The organism is Bifidobacterium parmae, from assembly GCF_002860365.1.
Taxonomy (GTDB): domain Bacteria; phylum Actinomycetota; class Actinomycetes; order Actinomycetales; family Bifidobacteriaceae; genus Bifidobacterium; species Bifidobacterium parmae.
The window spans coordinates 123,551-138,720 of sequence record NZ_NMWT01000010.1 but is presented as its reverse complement, the minus strand read 5'-3'; the positions used below and the strand labels follow the sequence as shown (position 1 = coordinate 138,720).

General features: G+C 66.9%; 12 protein-coding genes. 5 read left to right on the top strand and 7 right to left on the bottom strand.

Translation table 11 applies throughout. The features are described from left to right. The first annotated feature begins 8 nt into the window (after window positions 1-8). The 4 genes from Uis4E_RS04900 (at window position 9) to Uis4E_RS04885 (ending at window position 4,651) form a co-directional block, all read left to right on the top strand. The gene (locus Uis4E_RS04900) at window positions 9-344 is read left to right on the top strand and encodes a hypothetical protein (protein WP_101622101.1); all 336 of its coding nucleotides are present in this window, start codon (window positions 9-11) and stop codon (window positions 342-344) included. Window position 345: 1 nt separating this feature from the next. Beyond that, window positions 346-1,896: an alpha/beta fold hydrolase gene (locus tag Uis4E_RS04895; RefSeq protein ID WP_101622100.1), complete on the top strand. Its 1,551-nt coding sequence runs from the start codon at window positions 346-348 to the stop codon at window positions 1,894-1,896. A 173-nt stretch (window positions 1,897-2,069) separates the two neighbouring features. Then, window positions 2,070-3,875 carry an FtsX-like permease family protein gene (locus Uis4E_RS04890; protein WP_101622099.1) on the top strand — a complete coding sequence of 602 codons (1,806 nt, stop codon included), beginning with the start codon at window positions 2,070-2,072 and terminating at the stop codon, window positions 3,873-3,875. A gap of 134 nt (window positions 3,876-4,009) precedes the next feature. Continuing rightward, entirely contained in the window at window positions 4,010-4,651 is a 642-nt protein-coding gene (locus Uis4E_RS04885) for an ABC transporter ATP-binding protein (RefSeq protein ID WP_243394339.1), read from the top strand. A gap of 244 nt (window positions 4,652-4,895) precedes the next feature. On the opposite strand, the gene dnaE is transcribed toward Uis4E_RS04885, so the two are convergent. Further along, the gene (dnaE, locus tag Uis4E_RS04880) at window positions 4,896-8,447 is read right to left on the bottom strand and encodes a DNA polymerase III subunit alpha (RefSeq protein ID WP_101622097.1); all 3,552 of its coding nucleotides are present in this window, start codon (window positions 8,445-8,447) and stop codon (window positions 4,896-4,898) included. A 218-nt stretch (window positions 8,448-8,665) separates the two neighbouring features. Between dnaE and Uis4E_RS04875 the strand changes: the two genes are divergently transcribed. After that, window positions 8,666-9,769: a WYL domain-containing protein gene (locus Uis4E_RS04875; RefSeq protein WP_101622127.1), complete on the top strand. Its 1,104-nt coding sequence runs from the start codon at window positions 8,666-8,668 to the stop codon at window positions 9,767-9,769. On the opposite strand, the gene Uis4E_RS04870 is transcribed toward Uis4E_RS04875, so the two are convergent. From Uis4E_RS04870 to ftsZ, 6 genes are all read right to left on the bottom strand, one after another. Then, entirely contained in the window at window positions 9,724-10,680 is a 957-nt protein-coding gene (locus Uis4E_RS04870; RefSeq protein ID WP_101622096.1) for an RluA family pseudouridine synthase, read from the bottom strand. The two genes, Uis4E_RS04875 and Uis4E_RS04870, sit on opposite strands and share 46 nt — an antisense overlap. Next, window positions 10,677-11,201: a signal peptidase II gene (locus tag Uis4E_RS04865; RefSeq protein ID WP_101622126.1), complete on the bottom strand. Its 525-nt coding sequence runs from the start codon at window positions 11,199-11,201 to the stop codon at window positions 10,677-10,679. Before Uis4E_RS04865 ends, Uis4E_RS04870 begins: the two co-directional genes overlap by 4 nt. A 26-nt stretch (window positions 11,202-11,227) precedes the next feature. After that, on the bottom strand, window positions 11,228-12,619 hold the full coding sequence (locus tag Uis4E_RS04860; protein WP_101622095.1) for a DivIVA domain-containing protein: 1,392 nt from the start codon (window positions 12,617-12,619) through the stop codon (window positions 11,228-11,230). A 151-nt stretch (window positions 12,620-12,770) separates the two neighbouring features. Beyond that, complete coding sequence (locus tag Uis4E_RS04855; protein WP_101622094.1) at window positions 12,771-13,052, bottom strand: YggT family protein; 282 nt, start codon at window positions 13,050-13,052, stop codon at window positions 12,771-12,773. Window positions 13,053-13,171: 119 nt separating this feature from the next. Beyond that, window positions 13,172-13,681 (bottom strand): cell division protein SepF, encoded by a 510-nt coding sequence (locus Uis4E_RS04850; RefSeq protein ID WP_101622093.1) that lies wholly within the window; start codon window positions 13,679-13,681, stop codon window positions 13,172-13,174. Window positions 13,682-13,720: 39 nt separating this feature from the next. Next, entirely contained in the window at window positions 13,721-15,088 is a 1,368-nt protein-coding gene (gene ftsZ, locus Uis4E_RS04845; RefSeq protein WP_101622092.1) for a cell division protein FtsZ, read from the bottom strand. Window positions 15,089-15,170: the final 82 nt, after the last annotated feature.

Here is a 15,170-nt window from a genome sequence, read left to right as displayed (position 1 = left end):
ATGGTGGCATGAACACGCTGACCACCAATCCCCCGGGCACGATGCGCCTGTTCGCACCGTTCGCCGCCGGCTCCTCCTCGTTCGGACTCCAGCCGAACACCATGTTCGACGACTCCTGCCGCTGCCACGAGGCGACGCGCACCAGCCGCGAACGCATCGCCGCCGTCGCGGCCGACACGCCGCGCGTGACCGAACGGGCGCGCACGGCGCTCGCCTCCTGCACCGGCCTCGACTGGGAGGGCAACGCCGCCTCCCTGTTCCGCGACCGCATCCAATCGCTGCGCGCGCCGCTCGACGTGCATGACGACGACGCGGCCGCCACCGCACGCATGGTGGAGGTGTGACATGGGATGGCAGATCGTGTCGCGCGTCCACGGCGGGCACCAGTCCGCGCCGGCCACCGTCGAGGAGTTCCAGGCGGCACAGGCCGCGTTGGAGGACGCGTACACCGAATTGACCATGCACGCGCTCGCCTGGTCGAAGGCCGCGACGGGCATCGCCTCCGACCGTACGAGCGTGCCCCTGTGTCCGATGCTCTCCTCCGGCGCCTCGTCGATGGCCGGCAAGGAGCATACGACACTCCCCTATGACCGGCTCATCGCCGTATGCCAGCAGCGCGCCGCCGAGATCAACGAGACCTGCTCCCGGATCCGCGGCATGGAGGATCTGCTCGTGCGCGCCAACGGCCTCTACTCGGAGGCGGAACGCACGGCGAGACGCGTCGTGACCGAAGGCACGCAGGCGGTCACCCGGGAGTTCCCGGTATGGGCCACGGCCGCCATGATCGGCGGCATCTCCGGCGGCCTCCTGTACGGCGGCGCCGTCGAGCACGCGTTCACCCCCGGGTACTCCTCGTGGATCACCGCCCAGTTCCAGGAGGGCTACGTGTCGGGCATCGCGGCGCGGCTCGTCGGCGTCGACCTCAAGGACGGGATCCTCCAGACCGACGAGGTGGGCCAGGCGGCCGGCAAGATCGGCACATGGTCGGGGCCGCTCAAGGACTTCTACCAAGGCAACGAGCTGACCGTCAGACGCGTCGACGCCCGCGCCGACGTGGTCGGCCGATCCCGGTCGGTCGGCGAATCGCTGGAGAACCTGCGCCGGCTCGGCGAGGAGCGGCTCGGCAAGATCGACCTCGATTCGGGGCTCGCCTACGGCACGGTCGCCGTGCAGCGCTACGAGAAGGCGGACGGCACGAACGCGTGGCTCGTCACCGTTCCCGGCACCGACGGGCAATGGGATTCGCCGTTCGGATGGGAGCAGAACATCGAGCTGATGAGCGACGACGCGGAACGCCGTCGTCAGGCCGACAGCGCGCGCATGGTCGTCGAGGCGATGGAGCAGGCGGGCATCGGCAGGGACGAGCCGGTGGCGATCGTCGGACACTCGCAGGGCGGCATCGTCGCCGCGGCGATCGCCTCCGACGAGTCGGAACGCTTCGACATCCAGCACATCGTGACGGCCGGCTCACCCGTCGCGAACCATCCGATCCCCGAACACACGTGGGTGACGAGCATCGAGATCGAGGACGAGTTCGTCGCCTCGCTGGACGGCGCCGAGAACCCGGCGAACGAGCACTGGCTGACGATACGCGGCACGCTCGAACCATCACCGGACACCGGGGCGCCGCGGCTCGGCGACGACGGCGTCTGCGTCCCCGGCACCGATTCGGGCGTCTGGGGCGACAGCCCGTACGCGGGCGCGCCGGTCGACGACCCCGCCGAGACGAAGGAGATGACCCACTGGCTCAAATACCATCAGGCCGCCTACCAGAACGCCACCGATCTGGGCGGCGTGCCGACGATCACGCATGAGCGGCACTTCGCGGGCGTCATCGACGGCGAACTCAAGGAGACCCAATACTACGAGGGGCGCATCAGCTACGGACGGGAGTGACGGCCCGACCGCCGCGTTTCCAGCGCACGTTCAGGAAACTCCCCCGAATCCCCCGCGATTCCCACCGGCCCGCCTTCAGCATGCGGCAAGGGCGCTCCCAATCCCGCGCCGCATGCTGGAGCCGTGGCGCGGGGCGCAGGGTCCGGCGCATGGAAGCATCAAGGAAAACACCCATGTTCGTGTTGAAGAACGCATGGCGGTCGGTCGTGCGCAACAAGGGACGCAACATCCTCATCGTCGTCATCGTGGCGATCATCGCCGCCGCGGCGACGATCGGACTGTCCATCAGGAACGCCGCCGAGACCGCGCGCGAGACCGGCCTCGCCTCGACGAGCGTCACCGCCACGATCGGCGTGGACCGCGAGGCGATGATGGACAAGGCGAAACAGGCCGCATCGTCCGACTCCTCCGACTCGTCGGACTCGTCGTCGGACTCGTCCGGACAGCCGGACTTCGGCTCGATGCGCGACGCGCTCGACCAGAGCGCGCTCTCCCTCGCCGACTATGAGAAATACGCGAAGGCCGCCAGCGTCGACGTCGGCACGTACTACACGGAGACCACGTCCGTGAACGGCACCGACGCGTTCCAGCCGGTCGAATCGACCACGTCCAACGAGGCGAACTCCTCCGACTCGTCGTCCTCGTCCGACTCCGCCGCGTCCGGCGACGCGCAGGGCGGGAACGGCCAGGGCGGCCCCGGCGGCATGGGCGGCCAGGGCGGCGGCATGGGCATGGACTCCGGCGACTTCTCCCTCGTCGGATTCTCCTCCGACGAGGCCGTCGCCGCCGCGGCGAACGGCACGTTCACGATGTCCAGCGGCAAGGTGTTCGGCTACGATTCGTCCAGCGACGGCGACGTGATCGTCTCCAAGGCGCTCGCCGACTTCAACGGCCTCAAGGTGGGCGACACGATCACCGTGGCCGACCTGTCCGGAGACGACACGACCTACGAGCTGACCATCGTCGGCATCTACAAGAACGCGACCTCGTCGAACACGGGCGCGAACGGCCCGATGGGCGGCACCTCCTCCGACCCGGACAACGCGATCTACACGTCGGTGAGCACGCTGAAGAAGCTCGGCCTGTCCACCGAATCGACTTCCTCGTCCGACTCGACCGGCTCCGACGATTCCTCCTCCACGGACTCCTCCGCCACCACGCAGACCTCCGCCTCCCGCACCCAGCTGAGCTTCACCTACGTGCTGGGCGGCAAGGACGACTACGAGACGTTCGTCAAGGACGTCGAGAAGGCGGGCCTCGACGACACGTACACCGTCTCCTCCGCGGACGTCGAGAACTACGAGTCCAGCCTCGTGCCGCTCGACAACCTCGCCAAGTTCGCGCTGACGCTGCTGATCATCGTGCTGGCCGTGGGCGCCGTGGTGCTCGTCGTCCTCAACCTGTTCAACGTGCGCGAACGCAAATACGAGGTGGGCGTGCTCACCGCCATCGGCATCCGCAAGTCGAAGGTCGCCGCCCAGTTCGTCACCGAACTGCTCATCGTCACGATGATCGGCATCGCGCTCGGCGTGGCCGGCGGCGCCGCGGCCTCGGTGCCCGTCTCGAACCAGCTGCTCGCCCAGCAGGTCTCCTCGCAGGAGTCCGAGGCGTCGAGCCGTCAGGCCCAGTTCGGCCGCGACGCTGACATGCCCGGCACGCCCGGCGGTTCGGGCGATTCGTCCGCGAACGGCTCCTCCTCGGATGATTCGTCCGCGTCCAACGGCTCTTCGAACGGCTCCTCGGATTCCGGCTCCTCCGACGCGCAGTCCTCCCAGCCCGCGCGCTCGGGCGGCCAGGGCGGCCCCGGCGGGTTCTCGCAGGCCGTCGACTACGTGAGCGAGATCGACGCGACCGTGAACCTCAAGGTCGTCGGCCAGCTCGTGCTCATCGGCCTCGCCCTGACGCTCGTCTCCGCACTGGCCGGCATCGTCGCGATCATCCGCTACGAACCCCTCCAGATCCTCGCCGACCGCTCCTGAAAGGACATCACATGACCACCGCAACCACCACCGTCGAAGCCACGGAAACCACCACAACCACCACCACGGGTGCCGCGACCGTCGCAGCCGCAGCGTCCGCCGCGACCACCCCCGAGCCGCGCGTCGTGCTCGCCATGGACCACGTGTCGTACTCGTACACGAAGGGCGGCAAGAAGGTCGTCGAGGATCTGAGCCACGACTTCCACGCCGGCCGCGTCATCTCGATCGTCGGCCCGTCCGGCGCCGGCAAGACCACCGTGCTGTCGCTGCTGTCCGGGCTCACCGGCCCGACCGAGGGGCGCATCCTCTACAACGGCGACGATCTGGCGCGATCGGACCGCTACCGGTTCCGCAGCCACGACATCGGCGTGATCTTCCAGAGCTTCAACCTGCTGCCGGCACTGACCGTCGAGGAGAACATCACCCTGTCGATGGAGGCGTCCGGCAAGACGTTCGACAGGCCGAAGCACGACCTCGTCGTCGAACTGCTCGCCAAGGTGAGGCTGCCCGCCGAATACGCGAACGAGCGCATCCTGCACCTATCGGGCGGCGAGCAGCAGCGCGTGGCGATCGCCCGCGCGCTCGGCTACGATCCGGACATCATCCTGGCGGACGAGCCGACCGGCAACCTGGACATGGCCACACAGGACGACATCATGGCGATCTTCCGCTCGCTCGCCCACGAGGAGGGCAAGTGCGTCATCATCGTGACGCACTCCCCCGCCGTCGCCGACCAGTCCGACGAGGTCTTCGAGCTCAAGCCCCTCCGCCGGTAGACCAATTGTCGCCCCCGCCGGCGGGGGCTCCCGGCGAAGCCGGGTGGGGGTGGCCCGCATAACCACCCTCCGGCGCTACGCGCCACCTCCCGCCAGCGGGAGGAGAACCCGACTCGCCGCCGGCGAGACCGAATCCCCGCCCCGCCGGCGGGAGGAGAACCCGACTCGCCACAAGCGAGACCAATCTCCTGCCCCCGCTGGCGGGGGCTCCCGGCGAAGCCGGGTGGGGGTGGCCCGTCCGGCGCTACGCGGCGGGCAGGCAGCTGGGGCCGAACAGGATCTTCAGTTCGGCGAACAGCGAGGTGTCGCGTTTCACGCGGAACCGGTCGCCGAACGTGAGCACCTCGGCCTTGCCGTCGCCGTCCACGATGGCGAGCTTCACCTCGCAGTACCCGGGGTGGTTGGTGAGCACCCGGCCGAGCTGCATGACGTGCTCGCGGCTCAACGCCACCTCGGGCAGGGTGATGACGACCGGCCGCGCGTCCTCCGCCTCGAGCGACGGCACGTCGAGCTCGGTCGCGCGAAGCGAGACGGCCTCGTCGCGCAGCTCCACCTGGCCGCGCACCTGCACGACCTCGTCCTGTTTGAGGTTCGGCGCGGCCGCCTCGTACACCTTGCCGAAGAACAGGCATTGGATGGACGCCTCCAGATCCTCGATGGTGACGAGCGCCCACGGGTTGCCCTTCTTGGAGACGCGCTTGTCGACCTTGGTGACGATGCCGGCGAGCGTGACCTGCTGGCCCTCCCCCATCGTCTTCGCCCGGTCGATGAGATGCGCGATCGACATCTCGCGCAGGCCGGCGAGTACGGCGGTCATGCCGGAGAGCGGATGGTCGGACACGTACAGGCCGAGCATCTCCCGCTCGAAGTTGAGGCGGGTCTTCTTGTCCCAGTCCTCGATGTCGGGCACGGTGACGTCCGCGTCGCCCATCGCCTCGGCGCCGCCGTCCTCGTCGTCGGAGAACAGGTCGAACTGGCCCTCCGCCTGCTTGCGCTTGAGGCCCACGACCGAGTCGATGGCGGTCTCGTGGATCTGGAACAGGGCGCGGCGGTTCGGGTCGATCGAGTCGAACGCGCCCGCCTTGATCAGCGATTCGACGAGGCGCTTGTTGAGCGCGGTCAACGGCACGCGGCGGATGAAGTCCATGAAGTTCACGTACTTGCCGTGGCCGCCGGAGCGTTCGGCGATGATGTCGGCCACCGCCTTGTCGCCCACGTTGCGGATCGCGCCGAGGCCGAAGCGCACGACGTCGCCGACGGCCGAGTACGCGAGCTGCGACTCGTTGACGTCCGGGGAGAGCACCTGGATGCCCATGCGGCGCGCCTCGCCCAGATACAGGGCGGTCTTGTCCTTGTTGTCCTTCGTGCCCTGGAGCAGCGCGGCCATGAACTCGACCGGATAGTGGGTCTTCAGGTACGCGGTCCAGTACGAGATCAAACCGTAGGCGGCGGAGTGCGCCTTGTTGAACGCGTATCCGGAGAACGGGACGAGGATGTCCCACACGGCCTGCGCGGACTCCTCCGAATAGCCGTGCTCCTTCATGCCGGCGAAGAACGGCACCTTCTCCTTGGCCAGCACCTCCGGCTTCTTCTTGCCCATGGCGCGTCGCAGCACGTCGGCCTTGCCGAGCGAATAGCCGGCCAAAATACGCGCGGCGGACTGCACCTGCTCCTGGTAGATGATCAGGCCGTAGGTCTCGTCGAGCACCTGCTTCAACGGCTCGTCGAGCTCCGGGTGGATCGGCGTGATCTTCTGCAGGCCGTTCTTGCGCTTCGCATAGTTGATGTGCGACTCCATCGACATCGGGCCCGGTCGGTACAGGGCGATCAATGCGGAGATGTCGTTGAAGTTGTCGGGCTTCAACATCTTGAGCAGCGAGCGCATGCCGTCGGAATCGAGCTGGAACACGCCGAGCGTGTCGCCGCGCGACAGCAGCTCGTACGTGGCCTTGTCGTCGAGCGGGATCTTCGTGTAGTCGATCGCCTCCTTGCCGTTGGCGACGATGTTCTTCAGCGTGTCCTGGATGACCGTCAAGTTGGAAAGCCCCAGGAAGTCCATCTTGACCAGGCCGAGCGTTTCGCACGTATGGTATTCGAACGTGGTCGTGACGGTGCCGTCCGTGCGTTCCAGCAGCGGCGACGTGTCGGTGATCGGCGCGCTTCCCATGATCGTGGCGCAGGCGTGCACGCCGGTCTGGCGAATCAGGCCCTCGATGGTCTTCGCCTTGTCGACGATCTGGTGCGCGTCATGGTCGGACTCGTACAGCTCGCGGAACTCGCGGGCCTCGGCGAAGCGTTTCGACGTGGGGTCGAAGATCTCCTTGAGGCTCGCGTCCTTGCCGTTCTTCGACGGCGGCAGCGCCTTGGTGACCTTCTCGCCCATCGAGAACTCGTAGCCCATGATGCGCGCCGAGTCCTTCAGCGCCTGCTTGGTCTTGATGACGCCGTAGATCACGCACTGGGCGACCTTGTCGTGGCCGTATTTCTCGCCGCAGTAGTTGATGACGTCGAGGCGGCCGTCCGGGTCGAAGTCGACGTCGATATCCGGCAGGGAGACGCGTTCCGGGTTGAGGAACCTCTCGAAGATGAGGCCGTGCTCCAACGGGTCGAGCTCGGTGATGCCCATCGCGTAGGCGACCATCGAACCTGCGGCGGAGCCTCGGCCGGGGCCCACCATGATGTCGTGGTCCTTGGCCCATTGGATGTAGTCGGCGACGACGAGGAAGTAGCCGCAGAACTGCATCTGGCAGATGATGCCGCACTCGTAGTCCGCCTGCTTCGACACGTGCTCGGGCACGTTGCCGTCGTAGCGGCGCTCCAGACCCTCCTCGACCTTCTTGAGGAACAGCGAGGCCTCGTCCCAGCCTTCCGGGCAGGGGAACTGGGGCATGAACGCGCCGTCCTCGTGGTCGTCGAAGATCACGTTGCAGCGTTCCGCGATCTCCAGCGTGTTGTCGCACGCCTCGGGGAACTCGCGGAACAGCTCGCGCATCTCCTCGGCCGGCTTGATGTAGTAGCCGGTGCCGTCGAACTTGAAACGGTCCGGGTCGTCGAGGTGGGAGCCGGAGTTGATGCACAGCATCGCGTCCTGCGCCTCCGCGTCCTCGGCGTGCACGTAGTGGGAGTCGTTCGTGGCGAGCAGCGGCGCGTTCAGCTTCTTCGCGATGGTGAGCAGGCCCGAGGTGACCTCCTTCTCGATCTTCAGGCCGTGGTCCATGAGCTCGATGAAGAAGTTGTCGCGGCCGAAGATGTCCTGGAATTCGCCGGCCGCACGCAGCGCCTCGTCGAACTGGCCGAGTCGGAGCCTGGTCTGGATGATGCCCGACGGGCACCCGGACGAGGCGATCACGCCCTTGGAATAGGTGGCGAGCACCTCCTTGTCCATACGCGGGTAGCGCTGGACGCGGCCTTCGAGGTTCGCCACGGAGGAGGCCTTGATGAGGTTGACGAGGCCCTCGTCGTTCTCCGCCCACATCGTCATGTGGGTGATGAGACCGCCGCCGGAGACGTCGTCGCGCCGCTGATCCTCGGTGCCCCAATGCACGCGTGACTTGTCCTGACGAGCGGTCTCCGGCGTCACATACGCCTCGATGCCGATAATCGGCTTGACGCCGTTGGCCACGCAGTTCGTGTACATCTCGTATGCGCCGTGCATGTTGCCGTGGTCGGTGATCGCCACGGCCGGCATGCCGAGCTCGGCCGTGTACTTGGCGAGATCCGGGATCTTGGACGCCCCGTCGAGCAGCGAATAGTGCGTGTGGTTGTGCAGATGCACGAAGTTACCCGAATTTGCCATGCGTTCCACCCTACCGTACGCCCTGCTCAGTCCCGCCATGTCCGGTTCCGTCCATCCACGCGCACCACGCGCACCACATGCACCGTGGTCCCCCGCCTCTCCCGCGACGAACGGCGGACAGCGAACGCGCGTAGGATGGACAGTCGATGACGCTTGTTCGATGAAGGGAGCCGACAATGTCCCGCATGGCCGATGACGACCCGTCGCGGGCGTCCCGGATGTCTCAGGCGTCCCGGACGCCCCGGACGCCGACCGCGCAGATCGTGGTGGAGATCCTCGAACTGCTCGCCGCGCACACGGACCGCGAGCACGGACTCACCGCCGCGCAGATCGCGGCCAGACTCGGCGTGAACGAGAAGACCGTGCGCACACACCTGCGCGCGTTCGGCGACATGACCCCGCTCGGACGCAAAGTCGGTCATCTCGGCCGGGCCGACCTCGCGCATGCGGAAAGCGCCGACCCGCGCCCCGGCTGGTATATCGAACCGGTCTTCGACACCGCGCAGATGCGTCTGCTCACCGACGGCGTCATGCTCTCCCGGCCGGACGGCGAATATCTGCGCGACCTCATCGCCAAGATCTACTCGTTCGCCGGACGTTCCGGGCAGCTGCGCGGCCTGACGCGTCTCGACACGCCGAAGAACTACAACACCGAGTTCCTCAACAACATCGAACTGCTCAACGACGCGATCGCGCACGAACGCGCCATCACGTTCCACTACTGCACGTACGACATCGACGGCAGACTCGTCCCTCGCCGCGACGGCGACGGGACGATCCGCGAATACCACGTCGACCCGTACCATCTCATGTACAAGAACAACCTGTACTATCTGCTGTGCCACATGCACGTCTACGACGGACTGTCATATCTGCACGTGGACCGCATCCGCGACCTGAGGCTCGACGAGGCCGACCATTCGATCGTCAAACGGCTCGACGATTTCAGCGACGAGCCCGACCGCCCGTTCGATATCACGCATCACATGGCGCAACGTCCCTACCCGGTCAACGGTCCGGCGGTGCCGATCAGCATGCGCATCACCGGACCGTTGGAACCGCTCTACGACTGGTTCGACGACGCGGATGTGACGCGCGCCGGAACCGTGACGCGCAACGGCACGGCCCGTCCCGTGTACGAGGTGCATGTCGTCGCCAACGAGCGGGCGACGCTGTGGTGGGCGTTGCAGTACGCGGACGGCGGCGACATCGAAATCATCGCCCCGTCGTCCCTGCGCGAGCGTCTGCGCGAGGTGGGCGCGCGGCTCGCCGCCACCTATGCCACGACCGACGCCGCGGACGAATCGTCGCCCTGTGCGTGACGGACGCGCATCACGTCGAGCGCGTGCGCGAGATCGGCGGGATACTGCGAGGTGACGGTCGTCCACACGTGCGTGCGCGGATGGCGGAATTCCAATTGCATCGCGTGCAGCCACTGACGTTCGAGCCCGAGCTCCTCGGCCAGCACCGGATTCGCGCCATACATGTGGTCGCCGGCGAGCGGATGCCCGATGGAGGAGAAATGCACACGGATCTGGTGCGTGCGTCCGGTCTCCAGGTTCACGGAGACGAGCGTCGCCTCGGAGCCGAACCGCTCCATCACGTCCCAATGCGTGACCGCCGGCTTGCCGGCAGGCGTCACGCAGAACCGGAAGTCGGAGACCTTCGCGCGCCCGATCGGCGCCTCGATGGTGGCCTTGTCCTGTTTGAGCGACCCCTGCACGAGCGCATGATAGGTCTTGACGACCTCGTGTTCGGCGAACTGCCGGCGCATCTCCACATATGCGAGATCGGACTTGCATACGAGCATGAGGCCGCTGGTGCCCACGTCGAGGCGCGAGACGATGCCTTCGCGCCCGGCGGCGCCGTAGGAGGTGATGTGCACGCCGCGATCGCGCAGCGAACCGAGCACGGTCGGACCGGTCCAGCCGACGGAGGCGTGCGCGGCCACGCCGACTGGCTTGTCGACCACGACCACGTCGTCGTCCTCGTAGACGACGGCCATGTCCGTGGCGATCGGCTCCGGCACGTCGCGTTCTTCGACGAGATCGAATTCGACGGTCTCCCCCGCCTGCAGGATGCCGGATTTCGCGATGGAACGGTCGAGCACCTTCGCCTGTCCGGTGTCGATGAGCTCGGCGGCCTTCGAACGCGAGACACCGAGCATCTTCGAGACGGCCACGTCGAACCGTTTGCCGACGAGCGCGTCCGGCGCCGGCGCGAGGCGGCTCATGCGACGCCGCCTTCCGCATCGGAGTCGGACGCATGAGGCGCGTCGAACGGCACGTTGAGGAGGATCATGATCACGATGGCGATGCCGGCCACCATGAGGAAGATGTCCGCGACGTTGCCGACCGACCACCCGTAATTCAGGAAGTCGACGACCTTGCCGTCGAGGAAGCCTTCCGCGTAGACGACGCGGTCGATGAGGTTGCCGAACGCACCGGCGAACGCGAACGCGAACGCCACGGACCATGCCATCGACCTGGTGCGCCATGCGAGCACGACGAGCGCCACGCATGCGGCGACGGCGAGCAATGAGATCATCCACGTGGCGCCGGAGCCGAAACCGAGCGACGCGCCGGGGTTGCGGACCAGCGTGAACGACAGCAGACCGGGGATGACGCGCACGGTGCGGCCATCAGCCAATGCGGACAACGCCCATAGTTTCGTGAGCTGGTCGGCGACCAACGCGATGACGGTGACACAAGCAAAGACGGCCACGCGGATGCGCGGCCGTCCATGATGAACCATGTTCATACCGAGATGAGGACCTGCGATCAGTCGCCGGACTGCTCGGTCTGGTTGTAGGTGTTGTTGTCCGACACCTGGTTGACCAGCTGGCCGAGGAACTCGGTGAGGCGGGCGCGATACTCGGTCTCGAACTGCTTGAGGCCCTGAATGTTGCCCTCGATGGCCTTCGCCTCGTTGGTCAGGTTCTCGCGCACCTGGTTCGCGTAGTCATCGGCGGCGGTACGGGTCTTCTTGCCGTAGCCTTCGGCCTCGTTGCGGGTCTTCTCGCCGTAGGCGTCGGCTTCCTTGCGGGTCTTCTCGCCGTAGGCGTCGGCTTCCTTGCGGGTCTGCTTGCCGTACTCGTCGGCGGCGTTGCGGACCTTCTGGTCGTATTCGGCGGCACGGCGCTGGACCTCGGCCTCGTACTGGTCGGCCTCGTTGTGCTTGGCGCCGAGGTAGGTGTCGGCGTCCTGACGGGTCTTGACCGAGTAGGCGTCGGCGTCGGAACGGGTGCGCTTCGAGTAGGCGTCGGCATCGGAGTGGACGCGCTTGTTGTACTCGTCGGCCTCCGTGCGGGTGCGGTTGGAGTAGTCGTTGGCCTTACCGATGAGCTCGTTGTAGTCGTTCTGAGCCTTCTCGGTGACTTCCTTGGCCTTCGCCTTGCCCTTGTCCACGTACTGGTCATGCAGCTGCATGGCCAGGGTGAGCATGGCGGTGGCGCGCTCGGGCTCGCTGCCCGCACCGGCGGCGGCACCGGCGATCTTACGCAGGGAGCCGGTCTCGGTGTCGGGCTCGACCTTGGCGACCTGCTCGCGCAGCTGGTTCTCGCGCTTCTTGGACTCCTCGAGCTGACGGGTGAGCTCCTGCACCTGCTGGGCCTGCTGCTGGAGACCGGCGGCCTGCTGCTGGAAGGCGGCGATCTTGCGGGCCATGTCCTCGGCCTGGGCGCGGAAGTTGTCACGCTCCTTCTGGACCGCGGCGATCTGCTGGGCGACGGCATCCTGGTTGCCGGAAGCCTGCGCGGCCTGCGCGGTGAGCTGGTCGATCTGCGCGTTGAGCTGGTCGTTCTGGGCCTTGAGCTGCTCGTTCTGGGAGGCCAGCGTCTTGTTGGAGGTCTCCGCCTCGGCCAGCTTCGCGGCGACGGCCTGCGCCTGATCACCACCGGCGGCGGCCTGCTTGGCCGCGGCCTTGAGCTGGTTGTTCTCTCCCTGCAGCTGCTGCACCGTTGCATCGAGCTCGGAGATCTTCTTGTTGAGGGCGGTCACGTCCGGACCCAGCGCCTGAGTCGACTGGCCGGCGACGGCCTGCTTGCCGAGCGCCTCGACGGTCTCGGTGACCTGGTCGAGAAAATCGTCGACCTCGTCGACGTCGTATCCTTCCTTGAAACGCACCGTCTGGAACGTGCGCTCCCTGATGTCCTTAGGCGTCAACAGAGCCATAAATCTACACCTCGCTTTGGGGCTGTGCCTCGCTTACGTTGGTATCAACATATGACATTAGCACCTACCCCCAGCATTCACGCAGTTTTCCCGCGTTTATGGGATGTCCGACACGCGCTTTCGCGCTTCGGACATCCCGAATGCGAGGAACTCAGATGACCGCGCGCAGCACGACGAGGAGGAAGTACAGGACGATGAAGCTCATGTCGAGCGCGACGGCACCGAGACGCAGCGGCGGGATGTAGCGGCGCAGCCATCTCAGCGGCGGCTCGGTCACGGTGTACACGATGTTGATGAGCCTGGCGACAACGCCGCGCGGATACCAGCGCGGGGAGAGCACGGCAATCCAGTCGAGGATCATGCGGATGAACAGGATGGTGATGTACGCGTCGATCATGCCATCGACGATGCGCATCAGGATGAGGAACAGCATGCTTCCACCGTATCAACCCCGCTGGGAGCAACCTGTGTGTTCGCTGTGGACATAGCGAGACGCCCCGCGACCGACATGGCCGTGGGGCGTGGATTCGACGAAAGACTCGACGTCCGGAATCAGTCGGCGAACAGGTCGCGGGCACTGTTCGCGTTGGACGGCTCCTCGACCTTGATGTTCACCTGCGCGGGGCTGAGCAGGAACACGCGCGGTGTGACGCGTTCCATCGAACCGTGCACGCCGAACACGACGCCCGCGGAGAAGTCCACGATGCGGTAGGCGATGGCCTCCGGCACGCCGGTGAGGTTGAGCACGACGGGAATGCCGTCCCGAATGGCACGACCGACCATCTGCGCATCCTCGTAGGACTTCGGGTGGATGGTGGTGATGCGGCTGAGCCTGCCTTGGAACGGGCTCGCCGTACGCGAGCCGGACGCGGAAGACTGGCTCGGCGACGCCGTCGCAGAGACGACGGGCTTCGACGGCATCGGGGTCACCGTATGGTCGGAGTCGAACGAGCCCGAAGGCTCCGGCGTCTCCGGTTCCTCGTCGATGTCGAAGTCGTCATCGTTCTCGGACACGTCGGACATGCCCAGATAGGACATCGCGTTCTTCATGAACCCTGCCATGACTTAACCCTTTCTCGTCGTCGTTGCGTCGCCGTGCCGTCAGCGCAGGAAATCGGGGATGTCGAGATCCCCGGCCGGATCGTTCGCGTCGGGCGCGTACGGGTACTCCTGATAGGGGTTCTGCTGGTACGGCTGCTGGGCCGGCATGTTGCCGGTGGTCGGGGCGAAGGTGAACGGCGTCTGTGCGGGCTGCTGGGGCTGCGGGGCCACGGGCTGCTGGACGGGGACCGGCTGGGACTGCGGCTGCACGGCCGGCTGCACAGGGGCCGGAGCGGGCTGCGCGGGAGCAGCCGGAGCGGGAGCGGTCTGCTGAGGCTGAGGCTGAGTGGCGGCCGGCTGGGGCTGCTGGGCGGGCACGGCGGGCTGCGCGGGAGCGGCGTTGTGGGACGCGTGCGCCTGCTGGGCGGCGACGGCGAGCGGCTGCGCCGCGTTGGCCTTGGCGGCCTCCTTGGCGGTGTCGAAGCCGGCGGCGATGACGGTGACGCGCACCTCGTCGCCGTAGGCGTCGTCGAGCGCGAGACCCCAGATGATCTGCGCTTCGGGGTGGATGGCCTTGCGCACGAGCTCGACGGCCGCGGACGCCTCCTGCAGGCCGATGTCGGTCGGACCGGCGACGTTGATGAGCGCGCCGTGGGCGCCTTCGATGCTCTCCTCGAGCAGCGGCGAGCTGATGGCCAGCTCGGCGGCCTGGGTGGCGCGGTCCTCGCCGCGCGCGGAGCCGATGCCGAACAGCGCGGTGCCGGCGCCGCGCAGGATCGCGGTGACGTCGGCGAAATCGACGTGGATGTACGAGTTGGTGGTGATGAGGTCGGTGATGCCCTGCACGCCGGACAACAGCGCGGAATCGGCGGTCTTGAACGCGTCCATGATGGTGATGGAGCGGTCGGACAGCTCGAGCAGGCGGTCGTTCGGGATGACGATGAGGGCGTCGACCTCCTGACGGAGGTTGTCGATGCCGAGCTCGGCGGAGGCGGAGCGCTGCGGGCCCTCGAACGAGAACGGACGGGTGACGACCGCGATGGTGAGCGCGCCCTGCTGGTGGGCGGCGCGCGCGACGATCGGGCTGGCACCGGTGCCGGTGCCGCCGCCCTCGCCGCAGGTGACGAACACCATGTCGGCGCCCTTGAGGGCCTCCTCGATGTCGGACTGGTGGTCCTGCGCGGCCTTCGCGCCCTTCTCCGGGTCGGCGCCGGCGCCGAGACCGCGGCTGGACTGGTCGGACAGGGCGATCTTCACGTCGGCTTCGGAACGCAGCAGATCCTTGGCATCGGTGTTGACGGCGATGAATTCAACGTTCTGCAGACCTTCGGCGATCATGCGGTTGACGGCGTTGCCGCCGCCGCCACCTACGCCGACGACCTTGATGTTGGTCTTGTCGTTGAACTCAGTCTGGGCGTTCTCGCTCACGTTTGGCTCCTGTCACTTCACGGTTACACCCTAGACTAGCGCAGGGCTACCCCGTATTGTGTGATATTTTCGCGCGTGTAGC

Bases quoted from the DNA above. Each gene is read 5' to 3' on its own strand.
- Uis4E_RS04900 (WP_101622101.1), top strand. From the start codon at position 9: ATGAACACGCTGACCACCAATCCCCCGGGCACGATGCGCCTGTTCGCA.
- Uis4E_RS04895 (WP_101622100.1), top strand. From the start codon at position 346: ATGGGATGGCAGATCGTGTCGCGCGTCCACGGCGGGCACCAGTCCGCG.
- Uis4E_RS04890 (WP_101622099.1), top strand. From the start codon at position 2,070: ATGTTCGTGTTGAAGAACGCATGGCGGTCGGTCGTGCGCAACAAGGGA.
- Uis4E_RS04885 (WP_243394339.1), top strand. From the start codon at position 4,010: ATGGACCACGTGTCGTACTCGTACACGAAGGGCGGCAAGAAGGTCGTC.
- dnaE (WP_101622097.1), bottom strand. From the start codon at position 8,447: ATGGCAAATTCGGGTAACTTCGTGCATCTGCACAACCACACGCACTAT.
- Uis4E_RS04875 (WP_101622127.1), top strand. From the start codon at position 8,666: ATGTCTCAGGCGTCCCGGACGCCCCGGACGCCGACCGCGCAGATCGTG.
- Uis4E_RS04870 (WP_101622096.1), bottom strand. From the start codon at position 10,680: ATGAGCCGCCTCGCGCCGGCGCCGGACGCGCTCGTCGGCAAACGGTTC.
- Uis4E_RS04865 (WP_101622126.1), bottom strand. From the start codon at position 11,201: ATGGTTCATCATGGACGGCCGCGCATCCGCGTGGCCGTCTTTGCTTGT.
- Uis4E_RS04860 (WP_101622095.1), bottom strand. From the start codon at position 12,619: ATGGCTCTGTTGACGCCTAAGGACATCAGGGAGCGCACGTTCCAGACG.
- Uis4E_RS04855 (WP_101622094.1), bottom strand. From the start codon at position 13,052: ATGCTGTTCCTCATCCTGATGCGCATCGTCGATGGCATGATCGACGCG.
- Uis4E_RS04850 (WP_101622093.1), bottom strand. From the start codon at position 13,681: ATGGCAGGGTTCATGAAGAACGCGATGTCCTATCTGGGCATGTCCGAC.